Origin of the sequence: Streptomyces rishiriensis (assembly GCF_030815485.1) — a bacterium.
Taxonomy (GTDB): Bacteria; Actinomycetota; Actinomycetes; order Streptomycetales; family Streptomycetaceae; genus Streptomyces; species Streptomyces rishiriensis_A.
On sequence record NZ_JAUSWV010000002.1, the window covers coordinates 2,311,505 to 2,335,708 of the forward strand.

Here is a 24,204-nt window from a genome sequence, read left to right on the forward strand (position 1 = left end):
CGTGGGGGCAGGGATTACCGGCCGGCTGCGAGACCATCGCTGCCGGTCGCGCCGTTCCCCGCGCCCCTGACGGGGCGCTGCCATCGCATGCCGTTCACCTGGCCGGGCTCGTCCCCGATGACGTAGCGCACACGCCTGCCGTGCACCCGGCGTGCGGGCGCGCGGCAACCACGGGGGCGGCAGCCGCGCGCGAGGCGGGCGTACCGGTCCGTGGTCTTCTCGGCGGTCGTCGGAGTCATCGGATCAAGCCTAGCGGGGTCTCAGCCCCGGCCGTGCCGGAGTGCGGGGTGCTCGCCCGCCGCCACCAGGTCGGCCACCGCGGTCTTCGGGTCGCGGCCCGTCACCAGGGATTCGCCGACCAGGACGGCGTCGGCGCCGGCGTTGGCGTACGCGATGAGGTCGTGCGGGCCCCGGACGCCGGACTCGGCGACGCTGACGACGTGGGCCGGGATCTCGGGGGCGACGCGCTCGAAGGTGCCCCGGTCGACCTCGAGGGTCTTCAGGTTGCGCGCGTTGACGCCGATCACCTTGGCGCCGGCGTCGACCGCGCGCTCGACCTCGTCCTCGTCATGGACCTCGACGAGCGGGGTGAGGCCGATGGAGACGGCGCGCTCGATCAGCGACTCGAGGGCCGGCTGCTCGAGGGCGGCCACGATCAGCAGCGCGAGGTCGGCGCCGTACGCGCGGGCCTCCCACAGCTGGTACGAGGTGACGATGAAGTCCTTGCGCAGGACGGGGATGTCGACCCGCGCGCGTACCGCCTCGAGGTCGGCGAGGGAGCCGCCGAAGCGGCGCTGTTCGGTGAGGACGGAGATGACGGCCGCGCCGCCCGCCTCGTAGTCCGCGGCCAGTCCGGCCGGATCGGCGATCGCGGCCAGCGCGCCCTTGGACGGGCTGGAGCGCTTGACCTCGCAGATCACCTTGACGCCGTCGCCCCGGAGCGCGGCCACCCCGTCCTTGGCTGCGGGGGCCTTCGCCGCGCGCTCCTTGAGCTCGTCGAGGCTGACGCGCGCCTGCCGCTCCGCGAGGTCGGCACGGACTCCGTCGATGATCTCGTCGAGCACACTCACGCGAGCGGCCCCCTTCCAGCGGTTGAGACGTTGGCAGTTTCAGCGACCACCGGCCACCCGTGGAAAAAGAGGTGGTCACTGCGATGGTATCCGGAGGAAGGCGAAGGCCTCACATCCGGTTGACGGCGGTACCTCCCGCGCCCTCGAACCAGCTTCGCACGACTCGGGCGGCAGGCGCCCCCGTACCGGACGTCCGCCCGTTGATCAAGGATGCAGCCAGCCACCGAACGGCAGGTTCCGGACGACCGTGAAGACCAGCAGGAACGCGCCCAGCGTCCACAGCTGCGCCAGGGTGGGTTCCACGCGCGCGGGGCGTCCGCGCACCGCACGGACCACCCAGACGGTCCACACCACCGCGAAGCCCAGACAGCCGACGACCGCGAGTGCGTTGTCGTGCAGCGCGGCGGCGAGATCTCCGTGCACGAGGGCGTGCGCGCCGCGCAGTCCGCCGCAGCCCGGGCAGTACAGGCCCGTGATGCGCAGGAGCGGGCAGACCGGGTAGTGGCCGGGCTCGTTGGGGTCGACGGTCCCCACGTACGCGAAGGCCCCGGCGACGGCCGCGAGGATCCCGGCGGGCACCGCCAGTCGTCCGAGCACGGTTCCCGGGGGTGTCGGATGCGTCCGGGGTGTCACCCGCTGGCTGTCGGCGTTCACACCTCGCATTGTGCCCCGCCGGGGCGCCACGCGCGCGTGAGGGGCGGCCGGTGTGCACCGGCCGCCCCTCACGAGGTCCTGCGGAAGTCCTGCCGCCGTCCTACGGGGGCTCAGGCTTCGGCGCCCGCCGGCTCGCGGGTGGTCGTCACCTGGTGCACCGGGTGGGCGTCCTTCGGCATGCCGAGGCCCATCGCGCGCATGATGCCGCCGACGACACCACCGAGAGCCACGATCACCATGCCGGCCCAGAAGCCGAGCGGCTCGGCCATCACCATGAACGCGCCCGCGACGATGAACCCGATGAAGACGATGGTGACACCGGTCCAGGCGGCCGGGGTGTGTCCGTGGCTGCTGCCCGCCATGACTTGCTCCTCATTGCTGTCTCTGTGTCCGTCCGAGCCGGACGCTCGTCGTCCATTGTCCCGTACCCGCGCGCGCCGCGGACGCGGGGGTGGCTTCCGATCGCGTCTGATTCACCACATCGGGAAACTCGCGACCGGACGTGGACCCGGACCTGGTCCGCGGGCTCCGCGCGCGGTGTTTCAGGCGGGATCCGCGCCCGTCGGGTCCTCGCCCCGGTCCAGGGCCTTCCAGATGTCCTCGGGCCGGTCCGGGTCGACGGGCTTGGCCGTGCGCCGGGGGCGCGGGGTGCCGTCGCGTTCGTAGCGGCCCGACATCGCGGGCCACCGGCGGCCGTAGCAGACGGCGAGCAGGCCGGCCAACAGGATCAGGGCGCCGCCCACCGCCGCGGCGTAGGGCCAGGCGGTGTGGGTGAAGGAGGCGACGGTCGCCGAGGTGTCGCCGGAGGCGCGGGCGGCCTGCTCGTCGAGCGCCGAGCCGTCCGAGGCCCCGAGCAGGGCGGCGGCCATGATGCCGGCGCCGGAGAGGGCGAGCAGCGCGGAGACCGCGAAGCGGCCGGCCCGGCGGACGGCGAAGACGGCGACGAGCGCGGCGAGGGCCGCTATGGCGAGCGCCGCGGGCACGCCCGTGACGTCGCTGCCCTTGGCGGTCAGCGGGAAGGCGCCGCCGGCCACCGTGGCCGTGCCCTCCGACCAGCGCTGCCGGGTGGACAACAGCGTCACGGCCGAGCCCAGCGCGCCGAACAGCAGGGCGAGCGCGAGGCTTCGGCGGCCGGCCCCGGCGGGGGCGGCGGCTTCGGAGCGGGGATGCGGAACAGCAGTCACGTACTCCACTATCGCCTGAACCCCGGGCGAACCGTCACCCGGGGTTCACGTGAGACGCGTCCTATCTTCGGAACGTGCCCCGGCCGGCTGTCCGGAAGAGCCCTGGGGAGCCAACCGGTTGGCGGTGTGGACGGCTCGCAGGACCGCCGCCGCCTTGTTGCGGCACTCCTGGTCCTCGGCGACCGGGTCGGAGTCGGCGACGATGCCCGCGCCGGCCTGGACGTAGGCGGTGCCGTCGCGCAGGAGAGCCGTACGGATGGCGATGGCGGTGTCGGAGTCGCCCGCGAAGTCCAGATAGCCCACGCAGCCGCCGTACAGGCCCCGCCGGGACGGCTCCAGTTCGTCGATGATCTGCATGGCGCGCGGCTTGGGGGCGCCGGAGAGGGTGCCGGCGGGGAAGCAGGCGGTGAGGACGTCGAAGGCGGTGCGCCCCGCCGCGACCTTCCCGGTGACCGTCGAGACGATGTGCATCACGTGCGAGTACCGCTCGACGGACATGAAGTCGACGACCTCGACCGAGCCGGGTTCGCAGACCCGGCCCAGGTCGTTGCGGCCGAGGTCGACGAGCATCAGGTGCTCGGCCCGCTCCTTGGGGTCGGCGAGCAGTTCGTCGGCGAGGGCCTGGTCCTCCTGCGGGGTGGCCCCTCGGTGCCGGGTGCCGGCGATGGGGTGGACCATGGCGTGCCCGTCCTCGACCTTGACGAGGGCTTCCGGGGAGGAGCCCACGACGTCGAAGCCGTCGAAGCGGAACAGGTACATGTACGGGGAGGGGTTCGTCGCCCGGAGCACCCGGTAGACGTCCAGCGCGCTCGCCGTGCACGCCGTCTCGAAGCGCTGTGAGGGAACGACCTGGAAGGCCTCGCCCGCGCGGATGCGCTCCTTGATGTCCTCGACCGCCCCTCGGAAGTCGGGGCCGCCCCACAGGGCGCTGAACTCGGGGAGTTCGGAGGGCGGGAGGACGGCCGGGGGCTGGGCCACCGGACGGGAGAGGTCGGCCTCCATGGCGTCCAGCCGGGCCACCGCGTCCGTGTAGGCCTCGTCGACGCCCGTGTCGAGGTCGTTGTGGTTGATCGCGTTGGCGATCAACAGAACGGAGCCCTCCCAGTGGTCCATGACGGCGAGGTCGCTGGTCAGGAGCATGGTCAGCTCCGGCAGCCGCAGGTCGTCGCGGTCACCGGGGCCGATCTTCTCCAGACGGCGCACGATGTCGTAGCCGAGGTAGCCGACCATGCCGCCGGTGAAGGGCGGCAGGCCCTCTTCGTGCGGGGTGTGGAGCGTCTCGATGGTGGCGCGCAGGGCGGCGAGCGGGTCGCCGTCCCGCGGGACGCCCACGGGCGGGGTGCCGAGCCAGTGGGCCTGGCCTTCGCGCGCGGTGAGCGTGGCGGCGCTGCGGACGCCCACGAAGGAGTACCTGGACCACGAACGGCCGTTCTCCGCGGACTCCAGCAGGAAGGTGCCGGTGCGCTCGGCGGCGAGCTTGCGGTAGAGCGCGACCGGGGTGTCGCCGTCGGCGAGGAGCTTGCGGGTGACCGGAACGACGCGGCGATCGGTGGCCAGCTTGCGGAACGTCTCGAGGTCCATGGTGGCTGACCTTACTGATCCGTGGCGGGTGCGCCGGAATCGGCGTCCTCGGCCGGTGCGACGGTCAGTACGTCGGCGTCGAAGCAGGTGCGCGCGCCGGTGTGGCAGGCGGCGCCCACCTGGTCGACCTTGACGAGCACGGTGTCGGCGTCGCAGTCGAGGGCCACGGACCTGACCCACTGGAAGTGGCCGGAGGTGTCGCCCTTGACCCAGTACTCCCGGCGGCTGCGCGACCAGTAGGTGCAGCGGCCGGTGGTGAGGGTGCGGTGCAGTGCCTCGTCGTCCATCCAGCCGAGCATGAGCACCTCACCGGTGTCGTACTGCTGGGCGATGGCGGGGACGAGCCCGTCGGCGCTGCGCTTGAGGCGCGCGGCGATCGCGGGGTCGAGACTGCTGTGCAGGGGCGTGCTGGTCATGTCTGCCATTGTGCCGCGCAGCACTGACAGTGACGGCCCGTGTCCACTGGGCGGACCCTCCACGCGGCCGTAGGCTGACTGCATGTCGACTTTCGCCAAGCGTGAACGGCTCCTTCTCGCCGACCTCTTGGAAACGGCGGGTCCCGAGGCCCCGACCCTCTGCGAGGGATGGCAGACCCGGGACCTGGCGGCGCACGTGGTGGTGCGCGAGCGCCGCCCGGACGCCGCCGGGGGCATCCTGATCAAGCAGCTCGCGTCCCGCCTGGACAAGGTGATGGAGGAGTTCGCCGCCAAGCCGTACGAGGAGCTCATCCAGCTGATCCGCACCGGTCCGCCGCGCTTCTCGCCCTTCCAGCTCAAGCAGCTCGACGAGGCGTCCAACACGATCGAGTTCTACGTCCACACCGAGGACGTCCGGCGGGCCCGGCCGGACTGGACGCCGCGCGCGCTCGACCCGGTCTTCCAGGACGCCCTGTGGTCCCGCCTGGAGCGCACGGCGCGTCTCACGGGCCGCGGCGCCCCGACCGGACTGGTGCTGCGGCGCCCGGACGGCCGTACGGCGGTCGCCAACCGGGGCACGCCGGTCGTGACGGCCACCGGGGAGCCGTCCGAGCTGCTGCTGTTCCTGTACGGCCGGCGGAGCGCCGCCGAGGTGGAGCTGGACGGCGAGAAGGAAGCGATCGCCCGGCTGCACGGCGGCAAGCAGCTCGGGATCTGACCGGGATCTGAGAGGACCGCACATGATCAAGGTCGCCATGACGAGCGTGTACGTCGACGACGTCACGAAGGCCCACGCGTTCTACACCGAGGTCCTGGGGTTCGAGACGCGGACGCACATGGACCTCGGCGAGGGCACGCTCTTCGTCACCGTGGGCGCGGCGGAAGGGGCCCAGCGGGATCTTCAGCTCCTGCTGGAGCCCGGCCGCGGCCCCATCGCGGAGCCGTACCGGGCGGCCCTGCGGGAGGCGGGGCTGCCGTGCATCGTCTTCTCGGTCGACGACCTCGACGCGGAGTACGAGCGGCTGCGGGGGCTGGGTGTGCGTTTCACCCATCCCCCGCAGGACCAGGGTCCGGTCGTCGCGGCCGTCCTGGACGACACGGTGGGCAACTTCGTGCAGCTGACTCAACCGAAGGGGTGAGCTCAGCGCACGGGGTGCCCGGTCTCCCGCAGCGCGTCCTTGACCTGGCCGATCCGCAGGTCGCCGAAGTGGAACACGGACGCGGCGAGCACCGCGTCCGCGCCCGCCTCGACGGCCGGCGGGAAGTCGGCGAGCCGGCCGGCGCCGCCCGAGGCGATCACCGGGACCGACACGTGCTTGCGGACGGCGGCGATCATCTCCAGGTCGTAGCCGTCCTTGGTGCCGTCCGCGTCCATCGAGTTGAGCAGGATCTCGCCCGCGCCCAGCTCGGCCGCGCGGTGCGCCCATTCGACGGCGTCGATGCCGGTGCCCCGACGGCCGCCGTGGGTCGTCACCTCGAAGGTCCCCGAGGGAGCCCGCCGGGCGTCCACCGAGAGGACGAGCACCTGGCTGCCGAACCGCTCGGCGATCTCCTTGATCAGTTCGGGGCGGGCGATGGCGGCCGTGTTGACGCCCACCTTGTCCGCGCCGGCCCGCAGCAGCTTGTCGACGTCCTCGGGGGTGCGTACCCCGCCGCCGACGGTCAGCGGGATGAAGACCTGTTCGGCGGTGCGGCGCACCACGTCGTAGGTCGTCTCGCGGTTGCCCGACGAGGCGGTGATGTCCAGGAACGTCAGCTCGTCGGCGCCCTCGGCGTCGTAGACCTTGGCCATCTCGACGGGGTCGCCCGCGTCGCGCAGGTTCTGGAAGTTGACGCCCTTGACGACCCGGCCGTTGTCCACGTCCAGGCAGGGGATGACTCGTACGGCCAGGGTCATGCGGGCGCCCCTCCCCGATAGGCCTCCACCTCGACCTCGACGACCAGGCTGGGGTCCACGAGGCCGGAGACGATGAGCATGGACGCGGCGGGCCGGACGGAGTCGAACAGCTCCTTGTGGGCGCGTCCGACGTCGTCCACGTCCCGCGCGTGGGTGAGGTACATGCGGGTGCGCACCACGTCGTCGCGCCCGAGGCCAAGCTGCTCCAGCGCCGCGAACGCGACGGTGAAGGCGTTGACCGTCTGCTCGTACGGACCGCCGCCGGCGATCTCGCCGTCCACGATCGAGGTGCACCCGGAGACCAGCACCAGGCCGTTCGGCAGCTCCACCGCGCGGGAGTACCCGAAGGTCTCCTCCCAGGGCGCGCCTGTGGTGACGCGTCGGACATCGCTCACTGGGCGACCGCCTCCAGAGCCTCTTCCAGGGTGAACGCCTCGGCGTACAGGGCCTTGCCGACGATGGAGCCCTCGACGCCGAGCGGCACCAGCTCGGCGATGGCCCGCAGGTCGTCGAGGGAGGACACGCCGCCCGACGCCACGACCGGCCGGTCCGTCACGGCGCACACGTTCTTGAGCAGCTCGAGGTTCGGGCCCTGGAGGGTGCCGTCCTTGGCGATGTCGGTGACGACGTAGCGCGCGCAGCCCTCCTTGTCGAGCCGCGCCAGCGTCTCGTAGAGGTCGCCGCCGTCGCGGGTCCAGCCGCGGCCGCGCAGGGTCGTGCCCCGTACGTCCAGGCCGACCGCGATCTTGTCGCCGTGCTCGGCGATGACCTCGGCGACCCATTCGGGGGTCTCCAGGGCGGCCGTGCCCAGGTTCACCCGGGTGCAGCCGGTGGCGAGGGCGGCGGCGAGGGTGTCGTCGTCGCGGATGCCGCCGGACAGCTCCACCTTGATGTCCATGGCCCTGGCCACCTCGGCGATCAGGGCCCGGTTGTCGCCGGTGCCGAACGCGGCGTCCAGGTCGACCAGGTGCAGCCATTCGGCGCCCGAGCGCTGCCAGGCGAGGGCGGCCTCGAGCGGGGAGCCGTAGGAGGTCTCGGTGCCCGACTCGCCGTGCACGAGGCGGACGGCCTGGCCGTCGCGGACGTCGACGGCGGGGAGGAGTTCGAGCTTGCTCACAGTGTTCCGATCCAGTTGGTGAGGAGCTGGGCTCCGGCGTCGCCGGACTTCTCGGGGTGGAACTGCGTGGCCCACAGGGCGCCGTTCTCCACGGCGGCCACGAACGGGCTGCCGTGCGTCGACCAGGCCACCTTGGGAGCGCGCATCACCGGGTTGTGCACGTCGAGCGACCAGTCCTGGACGGCGTAGGAGTGCACGAAGTAGAAGCGCGCGTCCGCGTCCAGTCCGGCGAACAGCTCGGAACCGGCCGGGGCGTCGACGGTGTTCCAGCCCATGTGCGGCACGATCTCGGCCTGGAGCGGCTCCACCGCGCCGGGCCACTCGTCGAGGCCCTCGGTCTCCACACCGTGCTCGATGCCGCGGGCGAACAGGATCTGCATGCCGACGCAGATGCCCATCACCGGGCGCCCGCCGGACAGCCTGCGGCCGATGATCCAGTCGCCGCGGGCCTCCTTCAGGCCTCGCATGCAGGCGGCGAAGGCGCCGACGCCCGGCACCAGCAGCCCGTCGGCGTTCATGGCCGCGTCGAAGTCACGCGTGATCTCCACGTCGGCCCCGGTGCGCGCGAGGGCACGCTCGGCGGAGCGGACGTTGCCGAAGCCGTAGTCGAAGACGACGACCTTCTTCGGGCTTTTCGAAACGGTGCTCAATTCCACACCTCCAGCCGCACGACGCCGGCGAGGAGACACATCGCGGCGCCGATCGAGAGCAGCACGATCAGGCTCTTGGGCATCTGCTGTTTGACGAAGGAGTAGATGCCGCCGGCCAGGAAGAGGCCGACGACGATCAGGACGGTCGACAGTCCGCTCATGGCTTTACAGGGCGCCCTTCGTGGAGGGGAGGATGCCCTCGGCGCGCGGGTCGCGCTCGGAGGCGTAGCGCAGGGCCCGGGCCAGCGCCTTGAACTGGCACTCCACGATGTGGTGCGCGTTGCGCCCGTAGGGCACGTGCACGTGCAGCGCGATCTGCGCCTGGGCGACGAAGGACTCCAGGATGTGCCGGGTCATCGTGGTGTCGTACTCGCCGATCATCGGCGCCATCTTCTCGGGCTCGGTGTGCACGAGGTAGGGCCGGCCGGAGAGGTCGACGGTGACCTGGGCGAGGGACTCGTCCAGCGGGACCGTGCAGTTGCCGAAGCGGTAGATGCCGACCTTGTCGCCGAGGGCCTGCCTGAAGGCGGCGCCGAGCGCGAGGGCGGTGTCCTCGATGGTGTGGTGCGAGTCGATGTGCAGGTCGCCGTCGGTCTTCACGGTCAGGTCGAACAGACCGTGCCGGCCGAGCTGGTCCAGCATGTGGTCGTAGAAGCCGACACCGGTCGACACGTCGACCTTGCCGGTGCCGTCGAGGTTGATCTCGACGAGGACCGACGTCTCCTTCGTCGTGCGCTCTGTACGTCCTACGCGGCTCATGCGCTCTGCTCCTTCGGGGGCGTGGGGGTGCCCCCCACAAGACACTTCAACTCACGGACCGCGTCGAGGAACGCGTCGTTCTCTTCGGGGGTCCCGGCGGTGACGCGCAGCCAGCCGGGCACGCCGTTGTCCCGGACCAGGACGCCCCGGTCGAGGATCTGCCGCCAGACCGTGTGGGCGTCCTCGAACCGTCCGAACTGCACGAAGTTGGCGTCGGACGCCGTGACCTCGTAGCCGATCGCGAGCAGCTCGCGCACCAGCCGGTCCCGCTCCGACTTGAGCTGCTCGACGTACTTCAGCAGCGTGTCGGTGTGTTCCAGGGCGGCCAGCGCGGTCGCCTGGGTGACGGCCGACAGGTGGTACGGCAGCCGGACGAGCTGGACGGCGTCGACGACCGCCGGGTGCGCGGCGAGGTAGCCGAGGCGCAGACCGGCCGCCCCGAAGGCCTTGGACATGGTGCGCGAGACGACGAGATGCGGCCGGCCTTCGAGCAGCGGCAGCAGGGAGTAGCCGTGGCTGAACTCGATGTACGCCTCGTCCACGACGACCATCGACGGCTTGGCGCTCTGCGCGGCCTCGTACAGCGCGAGGACCGTCTCGGCCGGGACCGCGGTGCCGGTGGGGTTGTTGGGGGTGGTGATGAAGACGACGTCCGGCCGGTGCTCGGCGACGGCCTGCTCGGCGGCGGCCAGGTCGATGGTGAAGTCCTCGCGCCGCGGACCGGAGATCCAGCCGGTTCCGGTGCCGCGCGCGATCAGCCCGTGCATCGAGTAGGACGGCTCGAACCCGATCGCGGTACGGCCCGGTCCGCCGAAGGTCTGGAGCAGCTGCTGGATGACCTCGTTGGAGCCGTTGGCGGCCCACACGTTCGCCCGGCCGACGGTGTACCCGGAGGTGTCCGTCAGGTACCGCGCGAGCTGCGTGCGCAGCTCGACGGCGTCCCGGTCCGGGTAGCGGTTGAGGTCCCGGGCCGCCTCGCGCACCCGCTCCGCGATCCGCTCGACGAGCGCCTCGGGCAGCGGGTAGGGGTTCTCGTTGGTGTTCAGCCGTACGGGGACGTCCAGCTGGGGCGCGCCATAGGGGGACTTGCCGCGCAGCTCGTCCCGTACGGGGAGATCGTCGATTCCGAGGTTCACTTGCTCGCCGGTACCTTCCACCCGAACCGCGCCTTGATCGCCGCGCCGTGCGCGGGCAGGTCCTCCGCCTCCGCCAGCGTCACCACGTGGTGGGCGACCTCGGCCAGCGCGTCCCGCGTGTAGTCGACGATGTGGATGCCCCGCAGGAAGGACTGCACGGACAGCCCGGAGGAGTGGCAGGCGCAGCCGCCCGTCGGCAGCACGTGATTGGACCCGGCCGCGTAGTCGCCCAGCGACACCGGGGCCCAGGGGCCGACGAAGATCGCGCCCGCGTTCCTCACCCGGTCGGCCACGGCGGCGGCGTCGGCCGTCTGGATCTCCAGGTGCTCGGCGCCGTACGCGTCGACCACGCGCAGGCCCTCTTCGACGCCGTCGACCAGCACGATCGCCGACTGCCGGCCGGCGAGCGCCGGGACGATCCGGTCCTCGACGTGCTTGGTGGCCGCGACCTGCGGCTCCAGCTCCTTCGCGACCGCGTCCGCCAGCTCGACGGAGTCGGTCACCAGGACGGCGGCGGCCAGCGGATCGTGCTCGGCCTGGCTGATCAGGTCGGCGGCGACGTGCGCCGGATCGGCGCTGTCGTCGGCGAGGACCGCGATCTCGGTCGGACCGGCCTCCGCGTCGATGCCGATCTTGCCGGCGAAGTAGCGCTTGGCTGCGGCGACCCAGATGTTGCCGGGGCCGGTGACCATGTCGGCGGGCGGGCAGGACTCGGTGCCGTACGCGAACATCGCGACGGCGGTCGCGCCACCGGCCGCGTAGACCTCGTCGACGCCGAGCAGGGCGCAGGCGGCGAGGATCGTCGGGTGCGGAAGGCCGTCGAACTCGGCCTGCGCCGGGGAGGCGAGGGCGATCGACTCGACACCGGCCTCCTGGGCGGGCACCACGTTCATGATCACGGAGGACGGGTAGACGGACCGGCCGCCGGGCGCGTACAGCCCGACGCGGTCGACCGGTACCCACTTCTCGGTCACGCTGCCGCCGGGCACGACCTGGGTCGTGTGGGTCGTGCGGCGCTGCTCGCGGTGGACGAGACGGGCGCGGCGGATGGACTCCTCCAGAGCCGCGCGGACGGCCGGGTCGAGCCGCTCGAGCGCGTCGGCGAGGGCGTGCGCCGGCACGCGTACGGACTCCAGCCGCACCCCGTCGAACCTCTCGGCGAAGTCGATCAGCGCCGCGTCGCCCCGATGATGCACGGCCTCGCAGATCGGACGCACCTTCTCGAGGGCGGCCGAGACGTCGAAGTCGGCTCGGGGCAGCAGGTCGCGCAGGGCGGGACCCTCGGGGAGGGCGTCGCCGCGCAGATCGATTCGGGAGATCACGTCGTCAATTCTCTCAGACCGGGATCGGGCGTCGTCCGCGCGTATCAATGGCTGATACAGAACCTGGCCGAATCCGGAAGATCACCTTCGGGCCCGGCGTTCGAGCGGCCGCCCACCGGGCATTGAACGGCTGTGCGAAAGCCGTGAGTGACGGAGGAGGTGCCGAGGGTGACCGAGGGGGCGGCGATCCGTGCGGGAGACGACGATCCGGGCGATCTGCCGGACGACCTGACCGCGGCCGAGGCCGGCATGTGGCAGGCCTTCCGCAACGGCAGCGTGTACGACCTGAGCAGCGGGGACACGGTCGTCGACGACCCGCACGGCGGGCATCCGTGGGGTGCGTCGCGGACCGTGCGGGCGCGGATCGTCGCCTGGCTGCTGCTGGACGGACCGCCCGCGCTGGCCGGCCGCGTCGCCTCGCTGAAACTGGCGGGCGTGCAGATCAGCGGCACCCTGGACCTCGCGGGCGGCACGGTGGTGCCGTACCTGGAGATGAAGCGCTGCCGGTTCGAGCGGGAAGTGCTGCTGCCGGAGGCGCGGTTCACCACCGTGCGGATGGTCGACTGCTCGGTGCCGCGCCTGGAGGCGGCCCGGCTGCACACCGAGGGCGATCTGCACCTGCCCCGCTGCCGCTTCCACAACGGCGTCCGGCTCACCGACGCGCACATCGGCACGGACCTGCTGCTCAACCAGGCGATCGTCCACCGCGACCGCAGCGGCCGCTCGATCGCCGCCGACGGCATGACGGTCGGCCAGGACCTCCAGGCCGAGCTGCTCGAATCGCACGGTGAGCTGAGCCTGCGCAGCGCCAAGATCGGCGTGTCGCTGAGCCTGCGCGGGGCGCGGCTGTCCAACCCGTACACGCGGCTCGCCCTGAACGCGCCCCAGCTGACGGTGGAGCGCTCGCTGTACCTGACCCCGGCCGGCGTCGGCGGCCAGGCGCTGAGCGGCACGACGCCCGCGCGCGGGACCCGCATCCAGCGCTTCGAGTGCCGGGGCGGGGTGCGGCTGGACGACGGGCGGTTCGGGGACGCGGTCGACCTGGAGCGGGCCCGGTTCGTGTTCACGGAGGACCAGGAGCTGTCACTGCGCCGGGTGCAGACGCCCGAGCTGCGCTTCCTCGGGGAGCGGCCGCCGCGCGGCAAGGTGGTGCTGTCGGGTGCCCGGGTGATCAACCTGGTGGACCGGGCGAGCGCGTGGCCGGGCCCCGGCAGTGTGCACATGGGCGGCTTCGCGTACGAGAACCTGGTGCCGCAGGGTCCGTTCCCGCTGGCCGAGCGGCTGGGCTGGGTGGCCGCGGCGACCGCCGAGTACGCCCCGGAGCCGTACGAGCGGCTGGCCGCCGTGCTGCGGGCCGGCGGGGAGGACGAGGACGCCCGCGAGGTGCTGCTGGCCAAGCAGCGGCGGCGCCGTGAGACCCTGCCGCCGGCCGCGAAGCTCTGGGGTTACGTCCAGGACTGGACGGTCGCCTACGGGTACCGGCCGGGCCGCGCGGCGGTGTGGATGACGGTGCTGTGGGCGGCGAGTTCGCTGGCCTTCGCGCACGCCGCGCATCCGCCCGTCGACCGGAACGGGCATCCGCCGTGGAATCCCGCCCTCTTCGCCCTCGATCTGCTGCTGCCGGTCATCGACCTCGGCCAGGCCGGCGAGTGGCGGCTGTACGGCGGCTGGCAGTGGCTGTCGGCGGCGCTGATCCTGCTGGGCTGGATCCTGGCGACGACGGTGGCGGCCGGTGCCACGCGACTGCTGCGCCGGGGGTGAGAGACCGGCGGCGGGCTCACGCACAGTGGCGGCGCCATCACCTTTTGCCGCCCCTTGACCGTAGGACGTACAACTTTCGTGAAGGTCTCCGAACCCTCTGGCGCAATCTGAACCCGCGGCTTTTCAATGGGCGACATCATGGCTCTGCTGCCCCCGTTCATCCGCGCCTCCCGGGCTTCCCGGACGGCACGGAACGCCGCCGCCCCCCACAGCGCCGCCGGGCTCCCCGCCGACGACGAGGTGCTCCTCGATGTGCCCGACGACCGGCTCGGTCCCGCCCTGGTCGCCGCCGGCCTGGGCGCCTACGCGCCCGCCGCCCAGCTCATGGCCCATACCCGGGAGCGGGCCGAGTGGGAGTACCGCGACCGGTACGTCACCCGGCTGGCGTCCTTCGCGCACTCCCGTTCGGAGTGGTTCGAGGAGTGGTGCGCCGCCGCCCCGCGCGACCCCGACGTGCTGCTCGTCGCCGCCCAGCTCGCGGTGGAGCGGGCCTGGCGCTCACCGGCCCGGGCGGAACTGCTGCGCGAGGTGAGCCCGCTGATCACGGCCGCCGCGCAGAGCGACGTCCGCGACCCGGTGCCGTGGCGGATCGCCCTGGACCACGCGCGCGGCACCCGCGCCGGGCACAAGTACTTCGGCGAACTGTGGTCGGCCGCGGTCCGCCGCGCCCCCCACCACTACGGCTGCCATGTCGCCGCCAAGCGGTATCTGGCCGAGTCGTGGCACGGCTCCCACCGGGAGTGCTTCGACTTCGCCGACCGCGCCGCGCAGGACGCGCCGGCCGGCTCCCTCGTCCAGGCGCTGCCGACGCGGGCCGCCTTCGCGTACCTGACCGACGGCTGCGGGCCCGAGGTGCCGCGCGAGCGACTGGACGCGGCTGCCGACCGCGCCATCGCGCTCTCCGCCCGTTTCCCGTCCGTCGACCCGTGGCCGGCCGAGATCCGCAACGTGCTGGCGTACGTCCTGGTCCGCCTGGACCGCCACGACGACGCCCTCGCGCAACTGCGTCTGATCGGCCCGTACGCCACGTCCTTCCCCTGGGACCGGTTGTCGGACGATCCGCTCGGCCACTTCCTGGCGGTGCGCGAGGAAGTGCGCTCGGGGCCGTCCGAACGGCCGCCCTGGCGTCCAGGGACCGGGCACGGCGAACGAGCCCACTCCACGGACCACTAGGCTTCTGCGTCGTGACCACCGTCCGTCTGCCGCTCTTCCCTCTGAACTCGGCGTTGTTCCCGGGGCTCGTGCTCCCGCTCAACGTCTTCGAGGAGCGCTATCGCGCCATGATGCGCGACCTGTTGAAGACCCCCGAGGACGAATCGCGCCGGTTCGCCGTCGTGGCCATCCGCGACGGCCATGAGGTGGCCCCCAGCTCCCCCGGCCTGCCCGACCAGACCGCACTACCCGAGCGCGGCCCCGCGGCCGGCTTCGGCGAGAGCCCGCTCAAGGCGTTCCACGACGTCGGCTGCGTGGCCGACGCGGCGACCATCCGGGAGCGCGCCGACGGCACCTTCGAGGTGCTGGCGACGGGCACGACCCGCGTGAAGCTGCTGTCGGTGGACGCGTCGGGCCCGTTCCTGACCGCCGAGCTCCAGGAGCTCCCCGAGGACCCGGGCGACGAGGCGGGCGCCCTCGCGGAAGGCGTACTGCGGGCCTTCCGCCAGTACCAGAAGCGCCTGGCGGGTGCCCGGGAACGCTCGCTGACCACCGGCGCGGACCTCCCGGACGACCCTTCGGTGGTGTCGTACCTGGTGGCGGCGGCGATGATGCTGGACACCCCGACCAAGCAGCGCCTGCTCCAGGCCCCCGACACGGCCTCCCGCCTGCGGGACGAGCTGAAGCTGCTGCGCGCGGAGACGGCGATCATCCGCAACCTGCCCTCGCTGCCCGCGTCGGACCTGACGCGCGGCCCGACGAGTCTCAACTGAAGGTCGGCATGGCGAAGAAGCCGAAGAAGCAACAGCAGCAGTCCGCGGGCACGCCCGCGACGGTGGCTCTGACGGCGGCGGGCGTGGAGTTCACGGTCCACGCCTACGACCACGATCCCGGCCACCCGTCCTACGGCGAGGAGGCGGCCGAGGCGATGGGCGTCTCCCCCGACCGGGTCTTCAAGACCCTCGTCGCGGACGTGGACGGCGCCCTGACGGTGGCCGTGGTCCCGGTGGCCGGTTCTCTGGACCTGAAGGCCCTGGCGTCGGCGGTGGGCGGAAAACGAGCGGCGATGGCCGACCCGACCCTCGCGGAACGCACCACGGGCTACGTCCGGGGCGGCATCTCCCCCCTGGGCCAGCGCAAGAAGCTCCCCACGGTCCTGGACGCGTCGGCCTCGGCACACCCGACGATCTGCGTCTCGGCGGGACGCAGAGGCCTGGAGGTCGAACTCGCCCCGACGGACCTGGCAGGCCTCACCGGGGCGGTACTGTCCCCGATCGCCCGCGCCTAGACAGCCCGTCCGGCGTTCGAGGACGAGGCGGTCCGGACCGAAAAGGGGGTCCGGGGGCAGCGCCCCCGGGGACCGGAAGAGCCGGCGGGGCGGGAGAAAGCCCCTAGCCCATCGGCGCCCCGTACCCGTCCTTCGGCACACCCCCGTGCACCTGATACGGATCGGGATCCCGGGGCCCGAACAGCGCCGTGAGCCCCAGATGCACCAGCGCCGCGGCGAACGACCAGGCCAGCAACGCCCCCTTCGCCCCCAGCTTCAGCGGAGCGGAGAACGCGACCCCCTTGCCCGCCGACTGCGCGTGCGCGATCACATCGGAGTCGGGCCCCAGCCACACGCCCAGCCGCCACGCCAGCAACGAACCGAGGAACCCGCCGACGGCGAGGGCGATCACCAGCGGCACTCCACCGCGCCGCCGCCACAGGAACACCGCCACGGCGCTCACGGCCCCGCAGGCCAGGGCCAACAGGGTGAACGTCCCGTCCACCCCGATCGCCTGCTCGCCCTCGGTGTCCTTGAAGTAGACGACCCAGTTGTCGTCCACCAGGTCGCCGACGAGCGGCACCTTCGGCGCCAGCCACACCCACAGCAGCCCGAGCAGCGCCCCGGCGACCGCGACCACCACCGTGATGACGGCGGCTTCGCGCAGTTCGGTCTTCATGCCGGGCCCGTCCTGTCCGTACGCGACGTCATGGGGCGCGGCGGCCACCCCCGCGTACCCGCCGGGCGACGGCGGCCAGGCCGTGTGCGGGGAGGGCTCGTGCGGCGGCGGAGGCGGAGTCAGCGGTGCGGTCACTCTGACATGGTGCCAGGCGCGCCTGTGCCGCGCGTCACCGGACGGCGGCCCGACGGTACGCCCAGGTGGCGACGGCCAGCGAGACGACGCCGACACCGGCGCACACGGCGAGGTCGCCGAGGACGAAAGCCCAGTCGGGACTGGACCGGAAGGTCCGGGCGAACGCCTCGACCCCGTACGTCGACGGCAGCAGATCGCGGGTGAGGCGCACCGCCTCCGGCATGCGGTCCGGCGGCAGCACGCCCAGCAGCAGCGCCGCCGACATGCCGAGCTGCCCCAGCAGGGTGGCCAGCTCCGGTCGCGGCGCGAGCAGTCCGAAGGCCGCGCCGAGTCCGGACAGTGCGGCGCCGGCCAGCGGGATCACGGCCACGAGCACCCACAGATGGGTGAGCGGCAGCCCGAACAGCACGCATCCGAAGACCGCGGTCACCAGGGTTCCCGGCACGGTGAAGGACGCGTACGCCCCCGCCGCCCCGAGCACCACGGCCGCCGGCGGCACCGGAAGGGTCGCGTAGTGGTCCAGTCCGCCGCTCGCCCGCAGCTGACCGAAGTACTGGGCGAGCAGGTTCAGCGCGACGAACGCGACGACGAGGACCGCCGAGCCCGCCACGACGGCCTCCGCCTCGCGGCCTCCGTCCACCACGCCCCGCATCATGATCAGGATGCCGACCGACTGGAAGGTCGCCACGAACAGCAGCGGGATACGGGCCACCCGGGCCCGGGACAGCTGCGCCCGGTAGACGGCCGCCAGCGACGGCCACAGCCGCGCGCGGGGTGCCAGCTCCGCGGGCGTGGTGCGGGGCACCGCCGGTACGACGGCCCGGGCGCTTCCCGGCAGAACCTCGGCGGGTACGACACTCACGTGACGTTGCTCCTCTTCCCTACGGTTCCCCTACCGTCCCATACGGGCCCGGCGGCTCGCGCGCTCACCTCGGGGCCGCGCGCTCTCGCCGCCCTCATGCCCGCACCAGCCCCTGCCGGGCCGCCCCGCCCAGCGCCAGATAGACGTCCTCCAGGCTGGGTGTGGCGAGAGTGAAGTCGTCCAGGGCGGCGAAGGCGGCCCCCGCCGGTGACCGTGGCGACGACCGCGCGGGCCTCGTCCGGCGCCAGCCGCAGTGTCCAGCGGCGGCCCGACTCCACGGCCCGCTCGCGCAGCGCGGCGACCTCGGGCACGTCCAGCGGCGCCCGCTCCCGCCACACCAGCTCGACCCGCACCTCGTCGGCGACCTGCTCCTTGAGCCCCGTGGGGGTGTCGCAGGCGATGACCCGGCCCTGGTCGAGGACGGCGACCCGGTCGAGGACGGTCTCCGCCTCGATGACGTTGTGGGTGACGAGCAGCACGGTCGTCCCGCGCTCGGCCCGCCGCCGGTCCACGGAGGCCCACACGGCCCGCCGTGCCACGGGATCCATCCCGGTGGTCGGTTCGTCCAGCACGAGCAGCGGCCGCTCCCCCACCAGCACGGCGGCGAAGCAGGCCAGCCGCCGCTGGCCGCCGGACAGCTTGCGCAGCGGCCGTTCGGCGATCGGCGTGAGTCCCAGCTCGTCGAGGACGGCGTCGCGCTCCCGGCGGGCCGCGCGCACGTCGAGGCCGCGCAGCCGTCCGGTGGTCTCGGCGGCCAGCGAGACGGTGAGGTCGTCGAGGGCGGTGGATTCCTGCCCGAGGTAGGCGAGGATCCGCGCGGCCCGCTCGGGGTGGCGCACGATGTCGTGGCCGAGGATCTCCACGCTGCCCGTGTCGGGCCGCATCAGCCCGGTCATCTGCCGTACGAGGGTGGTCTTCCCGGCGCCGTTCGGGCCGAGCAGCCCGAAGATCTCACCGCGCCGGATGTCCAGGCGTACGTCGTCGGTGGCCCGGACCTCGGGTGTCGCGGGAGTGCCGCGCCGGCCGCGGACCGCAGGGTAGGTCTTCGTCAGCCCGCGCACGGCACACACGACCTCGTCCCTGTGCCGAATGGGCGGTGCCGCGCGCGTACTCACAAGGAACGAGACTACGGGGTCACGGACCGCCGCTCGCCGTCGGGGCGTCCCGGGAGAGGGGTTCAGTCGCCGGCCGGAGCGTGCTCGGCGGCCGTCCGTACGTCGATCTCGCGCCAGAACCCCGCCCGGATGGCGTACCGGTCGTGTTCGTCGATCTGGTCGTCCTTGTGGGCGAGCAGTCCGAAGCGGGCCGCGTACCTCAGCAACTCGCCGTCGATGCGGTGCGGGATCCGCGGGTACATGCCCGAGAGCTTCTGGAGCTGGCCCTGCTCGCCGAGCCGCCCCATCCACCGGCGCGCGAAGACCTGCCCCACTTCGTACGGGTCGCCGCCGACGGTGGTGATGTCCTCCTCGCGGTCGGCCCACCGCTGCTCCGCCGTGGTGAGCTGCGCGAGCGTCGGCATCGCGGCGACCTCGGAGGGTTCGGCGGCGATCCCGGGACGGTCGACCCAGCCCTTGTCGGAGGACCAGCGCAGGGTCGCGGTGGTGGGCTGCTGGACGGTCTGGGCGCCGCCGGGTGCGCGCAGGGCCGCCAGGTCCTTGGGCGTCGGCACGCCTCCCTTGGGGGCGGGAACGCGCTCCTCGGCGCCGTTCCGGGAGGCGTCACCCGCGGAGGGGTGCTCGCTCTCGTCGCCGGACCGCTCGGCGGGGCGGGCGAGGCCGGAGTCGGGCAGCGGCGCGGAGAGGATCGCGGCGATCTCGGGCCGGGGCACGGGCGGCGGCGCGCACGTCCCGCCGAGCTCCTTCGCGCGTACGGCCTTGGTGATCCAGATGCGGTCCAGGACGCGCCGCTCGTCGGCCTCGGCGACCAGGTCCTCGGACTGGTTGTAGTCGCCGTCGGCCGCCTGGACGGCCCACAGGTGGACGGCGACGCCGTGTTCCTTGGCGGCCATCATGCCGGGCAGCAGATCGCCGTCACCGGTGACGAGGACGACGTCGGAGCAGGCGCGGTTACGGGCCAGTTCGGTCAGCTCGGCGTGCATGGCGGCGTCGACGCCCTTCTGGGCCCAGCGGCCGTCGCTGCGGGTCAGTGCGCCCAGCCGGACGGTCACCCGGGGCATCACGCGCAGTCTGCGGTGTTCCGGCTGGGGGACGCGGTCCGGGGCGCCGTCGAACCAGTAGATGCGCAGCAGCGGCCGCTCGGTCTCCGACTCGGCCTGTTCGCGCAGGCCCTGGACGAGGGCGGAGTGGTCGACGGTGATCCTCGATCGCGACGGCTCCCCGGCGAGGAGGCTGGCGGCGGCCCCCAGCAGATACCCGGCGTCCACCAGGACGATGCAGCGGTCCACACGACTCACCCTCTTTCCGGGAGCTTTGCTTCGGGCTTTCTTCGAGTCTGCCCGACCGCGCGGAGGTTAACGGCCGGAACTCGATCTTCGGCGTGGCGTTTCGGGGGCTTGCGCTCCGACAATCCCTGTTACGGACGGTAATTATCCGAAATGCGTCGTAAGTCAGCCTATGTGAGTCTGGTCCCGTCGATGGCCCCCAGATCCTCCCAGGAGGCGAATCACCATGGCCAAGAACAAGAAGCAGGAACGTAAACAGCCGCAGTCCGAGCGCGGCCGGCAGGCAGTCCAGCCGTCCTCGATGGAGTCGCAGACCGAGCAGCGCATCGCACAGGTGACACCCGCCGACGTCGCCCGCAAGGGCCGGGAGAAGCGCTTCGGCCACAACTGACGTTCAGGCGACGGGCCGTTGCGGCTCGGACGCACCGAGGGGCGCATCCGGTACCGGATGCGCCCCTCGTGGGTTCTTCTCGCCTCTGGCGCCTAGCCGGCCAGGCAGGACGGGCCGAGCAGCACCTTCAGATCACCGAACAGCGCGGGATCGGGCTTGACCCGGTGCCGGTCCAGCCGCAGGACGGTCGTCTTGGTGGGGCCCTGGAGCCTGATCCGGACCTCGCTGTCACCCCGGTGATGGGTGAGGATCTCCCCCAGGCGGTTGATCATCGGCGGGGTGACCCGGGTGGCCGGGATGGTGAGGATCACGGGCGCGTTGGTGCCCGCGTTCGACAGGTCGGGGACCTGGAGCTCCATGGCGACGAGCCGCGGCACGTCCTCCCGCTTGTCGAGGCGGCCCTTGACGAAGACGACGGCGTCCTCGACGAGTTGGGTCGAGACGAGCTGGTAGGTCGCCGGGAAGAACATGCACTCGATGGAGCCCGCGAGGTCCTCGACGGTGGCGATCGCCCAGGCGTTGCCCTGCTTGGTCATCTTCCGCTGGAGACCGGAGATGATGCCGCCGATGGTGACGACCGCGCCGTCCGCGTGCTCACCTCCGGTGAGCTGGGCGATGCCCGCGTCCGCCTTGTCCGACAGCACGTGCTCCAGTCCGAAGAGCGGGTGGTCGGAGACGTACAGACCGAGCATCTCCCGCTCCTGGGCGAGCAGATACGTCTTCTCCCACTCGTCGGTCGTGAACTCGACGTCGAGTCCGAAGCCGGGCTCGCTCGTCTCCTCCTCGCCCATGCCTCCGAAGAGGTCGAACTGGCCCTCGGCCTCCTTGCGCTTGACCGCGACCACGTTGTCGATCATCGGCTCGAAGTGCGCGGTGAGGCCCTTGCGGGTGTGCCCCAGGGTGTCGAACGCGCCCGCCTTGATCAGCGACTCCGTGGTGCGCTTGTTGCAGGCGACCGCCTCGACCTTGTCGAGGTAGTCGGGGAACGAGGCGTACTTCCCCTTGGCCTTGCGGCTCCTGATGATCGACTCGACCACGTTCGTGCCGACGTTGCGCACGGCTTCGAGGCCGAAGAGGATCACGTCGTCGCCCTGCGCGGCGAAGTTGTGCACCGACTCGTTGACGTTCGGCGGGAGCACCTTGATGCCCATGCGCCGGCACTCGTTGAGGTAGACGGCCGACTTGTCCTTGTCGTCCTTGACCGAGGTGAGCAGTCCGGCCATGTACTCGGCGGGGTGGTTCGCCTTCAGGTAGGCGGTCCAGTACGAGACCAGGCCGTACGCGGCGGAGTGCGCCTTGTTGAAGGCGTAGCCGGCGAAGGGGACCAGCACGTCCCACAGGGCCTTGATCGCCTCGTCGCTGTAGCCGTTCCTCTTGGCGCCGGCCTGGAAGATGGTGAAGTTCTTCGCCAGCTCGTCGGGCTTCTTCTTGCCCATCACGCGGCGCAGGATGTCGGCCTCGCCGAGCGAGTACCCGGCGATGATCTGCGCGGCCTTCTGCACCTGCTCCTGGTAGACGATCAGACCGTAGGTGACCGCCAGGACCTCTTCGAGCGGCTCCTCGAGCTCCTTGTGGATCGGGGTGATCTCCTGGAGCTTGTTCTTGCGGAGCGCGTAGTTGGTGTGCGAGTCCATGCCCATCGGGCCGGGACGGTAGAGCGCGGAGACGGCGGAGATGTCCTCGAAGTTGTCGGGCTTCATCAGGCGCAGCAGTGAGCGCATGGGGCCGCCGTCGAACTGGAAGACGCCGAGGGTCTCACCGCGCTGCAGCAGTTCGAAGGTCTTCGGATCGTCGAGCGGCAGGGACAGCAGGTCGAGGTCGATGCCCTTGTTGGACTTCACCATCTTGACGGCGTCGTCCATGATCGTCAGGTTGCGCAGGCCGAGGAAGTCCATCTTCAGCAGGCCGAGCGACTCGCACTGCGGGTAGTCCCACTGCGTGATGGTCACGCCGTCCGTGTGCCGCACCCAGATGGGGGCGTGGTCGACGATGGGCTCGCTGGACATGATCACGCCGGCCGCGTGCACGCCCATCTGCCGGACCAGGCCCTCGACGCCCTTGGCCGTGTCGATGACCTTCTTGACGTCCGGCTCGTTCTCGTACATCGCGCGGATCTCGCCCGCCTCGCTGTAGCGCGGGTGCGAGGGGTCGGTGATGCCGTTGAGGTCGATGCCCTTGCCGAGGACGTCGGCGGGCATCGCCTTGGTGAGGCGGTCGCCCATCGCGTACGGGTAGCCCAGCACGCGCGCGGAGTCCTTGATGGCGTTCTTCGCCTTGATCTTGCCGTAGGTGCCGATCATGGCGACCTTGTCGGCGCCGTACTTCTCGGTCACGTACCGGATCACCTCGACGCGCCTGCGCTCGTCGAAGTCGATGTCGACATCGGGCATGGAGACGCGCTCGGGGTTGAGGAACCGCTCGAAGATCAGGCCGTGCGGGATCGGGTCGAGGTCGGTGATGCCCATCGCGTAGGCGACGATCGAGCCGGCCGCGGAACCGCGCCCCGGGCCGACCGCGATGCCCTGGTTCTTCGCCCACATGATGAAGTCGGCGACGACGAGGAAGTAGCCCGGGAACCCCATCTGGATGATGACGTCCATCTCGTACTCGACCTGCTTCTGCCGGTCCTCGGGGACGCCGCCCGGAAAGCGGCGGTCCATTCCGCGGCGGACCTCCTCCTTGAACCAGGTCACCTCGGTGTAGCCGTCCGGGATGTCGAACTTCGGCATGAGGTTCTTCGCCTCGAACATGCCGGTGGTGTCGATCTGCTCGGCCACCAGGAGGGTGTTCGCGCACCCCTCCTGCCAGGCGTCCGAGGAGTCGATGGCGTACATCTCGTCCGTGGACTTCAGGTAGTAGCCGGTGCCGTCGAAGCGGAAGCGGTCCGGGTCGGAGAGGTTCTTGCCCGTCTGGATGCACAGCAGCGCGTCGTGCGCGGTCGCCTCGTGCGCGTACGTGTAGTGCGAGTCGTTGGTGACCAGCGGCGGGATGCCGAGCTTCTTGCCGATCTCCAGGAGGCCGTCGCGGACCCGGTGCTCGATGTCGATGCCGTGGTCCATCAGCTCCAGGAAGTAGCGGTCCTTGCCGAAGATGTCCTGGTACTCGGCCGCCGACTTCAGGGCCTCGTCAAACTGGCCGAGACGCAGCCGGGTCTGGAGCTCGCCGGAGGGGCACCCTGTGGAGGCGATGAGCCCCTCGGACCACTGGGAGATGGTCTCCTTGTCCATCCGGGGCCACTTCTGCAGCCAGCCCTCGGCGTACGCGTCCGAGGAGAGCTTGAAGAGGTTGTGCAGGCCCTTCGCGTCGGCCGCCCAGATCGTCTTGTGGGTGTAGCCGCCGGAACCCGAGACGTCGTCGCGCTTCTGGTGCGGCTGGCCCCACTGGATCTTGCGCTTGTTGCGCCGGGACTCGGGGGCGACGTACGCCTCGATCCCGATGATCGGCGTGACGCCCGCCTTCTTCGCGGTGTGGAAGAAGTCGTACGCCCCGTGCAGGTTGCCGTGGTCCGACATGGCGATGTGGGTCATGCCCATCTCGTTGCACGCGTCGAACATGTCCTTGAGCCGCGCGGCACCGTCCAGCAGCGAGTACTGGGTGTGGACGTGCAGGTGCGTGAACGGCGGCTTTGACACGGCTGCGGCCTCCAAGGGAAACAAACGGCAACGGGTGTCCCACCGGTTACGGACGGATCGGGGGACAGCGTCGAAGTCTATGCCTCGCGACTGACACCCGGGCTCGTTCCCCACGTACCTTCACGGGTGGGGCCGCGG

Annotated in this window: 26 protein-coding genes and 1 pseudogene; 7 read left to right on the forward strand and 20 right to left on the reverse strand. The window is 71.7% G+C overall.

What is annotated here, in order from left to right; genetic code table 11:
• Positions 1–14: 14 nt before the first annotated feature.
• The 7 genes from trpM to hisI all read right to left on the reverse strand — a co-directional run bounded on the left by trpM (position 15) and on the right by hisI (position 4,905).
• Positions 15–239: a tryptophan biosynthesis modulator TrpM gene (trpM, locus tag QF030_RS12780; RefSeq protein WP_307162783.1), complete on the reverse strand. Its 225-nt coding sequence runs from the start codon at positions 237–239 to the stop codon at positions 15–17.
• Between the two features lie 21 nt (positions 240–260).
• Positions 261–1,070 carry an indole-3-glycerol phosphate synthase TrpC gene (gene trpC, locus QF030_RS12785; protein WP_028806852.1) on the reverse strand — a complete coding sequence of 270 codons (810 nt, stop codon included), beginning with the start codon at positions 1,068–1,070 and terminating at the stop codon, positions 261–263.
• 204 nt (positions 1,071–1,274) lie between these two features.
• Positions 1,275–1,733, reverse strand: coding sequence for a DUF2752 domain-containing protein (locus QF030_RS12790; RefSeq protein WP_307162784.1), 459 nt, complete (start codon positions 1,731–1,733; stop codon positions 1,275–1,277).
• Between the two features lie 101 nt (positions 1,734–1,834).
• Positions 1,835–2,086 carry an HGxxPAAW family protein gene (locus QF030_RS12795; protein ID WP_307162785.1) on the reverse strand — a complete coding sequence of 84 codons (252 nt, stop codon included), beginning with the start codon at positions 2,084–2,086 and terminating at the stop codon, positions 1,835–1,837.
• A gap of 180 nt (positions 2,087–2,266) precedes the next feature.
• On the reverse strand, positions 2,267–2,917 hold the full coding sequence (locus QF030_RS12800; RefSeq protein ID WP_307162786.1) for a TIGR02234 family membrane protein: 651 nt from the start codon (positions 2,915–2,917) through the stop codon (positions 2,267–2,269).
• A gap of 36 nt (positions 2,918–2,953) precedes the next feature.
• Positions 2,954–4,489: an anthranilate synthase component I gene (locus QF030_RS12805; protein ID WP_307162787.1), complete on the reverse strand. Its 1,536-nt coding sequence runs from the start codon at positions 4,487–4,489 to the stop codon at positions 2,954–2,956.
• A gap of 11 nt (positions 4,490–4,500) precedes the next feature.
• Positions 4,501–4,905: a phosphoribosyl-AMP cyclohydrolase gene (hisI, locus tag QF030_RS12810; protein WP_307162788.1), complete on the reverse strand. Its 405-nt coding sequence runs from the start codon at positions 4,903–4,905 to the stop codon at positions 4,501–4,503.
• A gap of 82 nt (positions 4,906–4,987) precedes the next feature.
• Between hisI and QF030_RS12815 the strand changes: the two genes are divergently transcribed.
• Both QF030_RS12815 and QF030_RS12820 read left to right on the forward strand, forming a co-directional pair.
• Positions 4,988–5,623, forward strand: a complete 636-nt coding sequence (locus tag QF030_RS12815; protein WP_307162789.1) for a TIGR03085 family metal-binding protein — start codon at positions 4,988–4,990, stop codon at positions 5,621–5,623.
• Positions 5,624–5,645: 22 nt separating this feature from the next.
• Entirely contained in the window at positions 5,646–6,044 is a 399-nt protein-coding gene (locus tag QF030_RS12820; protein ID WP_307162790.1) for a VOC family protein, read from the forward strand.
• 2 nt (positions 6,045–6,046) lie between these two features.
• Here QF030_RS12820 and hisF read toward each other — a convergent pair whose 3' ends face one another.
• The 8 genes from hisF to hisD are packed head-to-tail and all read right to left on the reverse strand — an operon-like array spanning position 6,047 to position 11,786.
• Positions 6,047–6,802: an imidazole glycerol phosphate synthase subunit HisF gene (gene hisF, locus QF030_RS12825; protein ID WP_307162791.1), complete on the reverse strand. Its 756-nt coding sequence runs from the start codon at positions 6,800–6,802 to the stop codon at positions 6,047–6,049.
• A complete protein-coding gene (locus tag QF030_RS12830) occupies positions 6,799–7,197 on the reverse strand; it encodes a RidA family protein (RefSeq protein WP_307162792.1) in 399 nt (132 codons plus the stop codon). The genes hisF and QF030_RS12830 overlap by 4 nt, the downstream gene beginning before the upstream one ends.
• Positions 7,194–7,919, reverse strand: coding sequence for a bifunctional 1-(5-phosphoribosyl)-5-((5-phosphoribosylamino)methylideneamino)imidazole-4-carboxamide isomerase/phosphoribosylanthranilate isomerase PriA (gene priA / locus QF030_RS12835; protein WP_307162793.1), 726 nt, complete (start codon positions 7,917–7,919; stop codon positions 7,194–7,196). Before priA ends, QF030_RS12830 begins: the two co-directional genes overlap by 4 nt.
• Positions 7,916–8,575: an imidazole glycerol phosphate synthase subunit HisH gene (hisH, locus tag QF030_RS12840; RefSeq protein ID WP_307162794.1), complete on the reverse strand. Its 660-nt coding sequence runs from the start codon at positions 8,573–8,575 to the stop codon at positions 7,916–7,918. The genes priA and hisH overlap by 4 nt, the downstream gene beginning before the upstream one ends.
• Entirely contained in the window at positions 8,566–8,730 is a 165-nt protein-coding gene (locus QF030_RS12845; protein WP_189916770.1) for a hypothetical protein, read from the reverse strand. Before QF030_RS12845 ends, hisH begins: the two co-directional genes overlap by 10 nt.
• Before the next feature lie 4 nt (positions 8,731–8,734).
• The gene (hisB, locus tag QF030_RS12850; RefSeq protein ID WP_307162795.1) at positions 8,735–9,328 is read right to left on the reverse strand and encodes an imidazoleglycerol-phosphate dehydratase HisB; all 594 of its coding nucleotides are present in this window, start codon (positions 9,326–9,328) and stop codon (positions 8,735–8,737) included.
• Positions 9,325–10,464 carry a histidinol-phosphate transaminase gene (locus QF030_RS12855; protein ID WP_307162796.1) on the reverse strand — a complete coding sequence of 380 codons (1,140 nt, stop codon included), beginning with the start codon at positions 10,462–10,464 and terminating at the stop codon, positions 9,325–9,327. The genes hisB and QF030_RS12855 overlap by 4 nt, the downstream gene beginning before the upstream one ends.
• Positions 10,461–11,786: a histidinol dehydrogenase gene (hisD, locus tag QF030_RS12860; RefSeq protein ID WP_307162797.1), complete on the reverse strand. Its 1,326-nt coding sequence runs from the start codon at positions 11,784–11,786 to the stop codon at positions 10,461–10,463. The genes QF030_RS12855 and hisD overlap by 4 nt, the downstream gene beginning before the upstream one ends.
• Positions 11,787–11,954: 168 nt before the next feature.
• Between hisD and QF030_RS12865 the strand changes: the two genes are divergently transcribed.
• The 4 genes from QF030_RS12865 (at position 11,955) to ybaK (ending at position 15,987) form a co-directional block, all read left to right on the forward strand.
• Entirely contained in the window at positions 11,955–13,547 is a 1,593-nt protein-coding gene (locus tag QF030_RS12865; RefSeq protein WP_307162798.1) for an oxidoreductase, read from the forward strand.
• Positions 13,548–13,673: 126 nt separating this feature from the next.
• On the forward strand, positions 13,674–14,720 hold the full coding sequence (locus tag QF030_RS12870) for a hypothetical protein (RefSeq protein WP_307162799.1): 1,047 nt from the start codon (positions 13,674–13,676) through the stop codon (positions 14,718–14,720).
• A gap of 11 nt (positions 14,721–14,731) precedes the next feature.
• The gene (locus QF030_RS12875) at positions 14,732–15,472 is read left to right on the forward strand and encodes an LON peptidase substrate-binding domain-containing protein (RefSeq protein ID WP_307162800.1); all 741 of its coding nucleotides are present in this window, start codon (positions 14,732–14,734) and stop codon (positions 15,470–15,472) included.
• 8 nt (positions 15,473–15,480) lie between these two features.
• The gene (gene ybaK, locus QF030_RS12880) at positions 15,481–15,987 is read left to right on the forward strand and encodes a Cys-tRNA(Pro) deacylase (RefSeq protein WP_307162801.1); all 507 of its coding nucleotides are present in this window, start codon (positions 15,481–15,483) and stop codon (positions 15,985–15,987) included.
• 103 nt (positions 15,988–16,090) lie between these two features.
• Here ybaK and QF030_RS12885 read toward each other — a convergent pair whose 3' ends face one another.
• The 4 genes and pseudogenes from QF030_RS12885 to QF030_RS12900 all read right to left on the reverse strand — a co-directional run bounded on the left by QF030_RS12885 (position 16,091) and on the right by QF030_RS12900 (position 20,046).
• Positions 16,091–16,780 (reverse strand): DUF2567 domain-containing protein, encoded by a 690-nt coding sequence (locus QF030_RS12885; RefSeq protein WP_307162802.1) that lies wholly within the window; start codon positions 16,778–16,780, stop codon positions 16,091–16,093.
• Between the two features lie 34 nt (positions 16,781–16,814).
• Positions 16,815–17,642 (reverse strand): ABC transporter permease, encoded by an 828-nt coding sequence (locus QF030_RS12890; RefSeq protein ID WP_307162803.1) that lies wholly within the window; start codon positions 17,640–17,642, stop codon positions 16,815–16,817.
• A gap of 94 nt (positions 17,643–17,736) precedes the next feature.
• Positions 17,737–18,703: pseudogene (locus QF030_RS12895) on the reverse strand (ABC transporter ATP-binding protein).
• 116 nt (positions 18,704–18,819) lie between these two features.
• Entirely contained in the window at positions 18,820–20,046 is a 1,227-nt protein-coding gene (locus tag QF030_RS12900) for an NYN domain-containing protein (protein WP_307162804.1), read from the reverse strand.
• 223 nt (positions 20,047–20,269) lie between these two features.
• Between QF030_RS12900 and QF030_RS12905 the strand changes: the two genes are divergently transcribed.
• The gene (locus tag QF030_RS12905) at positions 20,270–20,434 is read left to right on the forward strand and encodes a hypothetical protein (RefSeq protein ID WP_307162805.1); all 165 of its coding nucleotides are present in this window, start codon (positions 20,270–20,272) and stop codon (positions 20,432–20,434) included.
• 92 nt (positions 20,435–20,526) lie between these two features.
• Here the strand turns inward: QF030_RS12905 and dnaE are convergent, their stop codons facing one another.
• Entirely contained in the window at positions 20,527–24,066 is a 3,540-nt protein-coding gene (dnaE, locus tag QF030_RS12910; protein ID WP_307162806.1) for a DNA polymerase III subunit alpha, read from the reverse strand.
• Positions 24,067–24,204 lie beyond the last annotated feature (138 nt).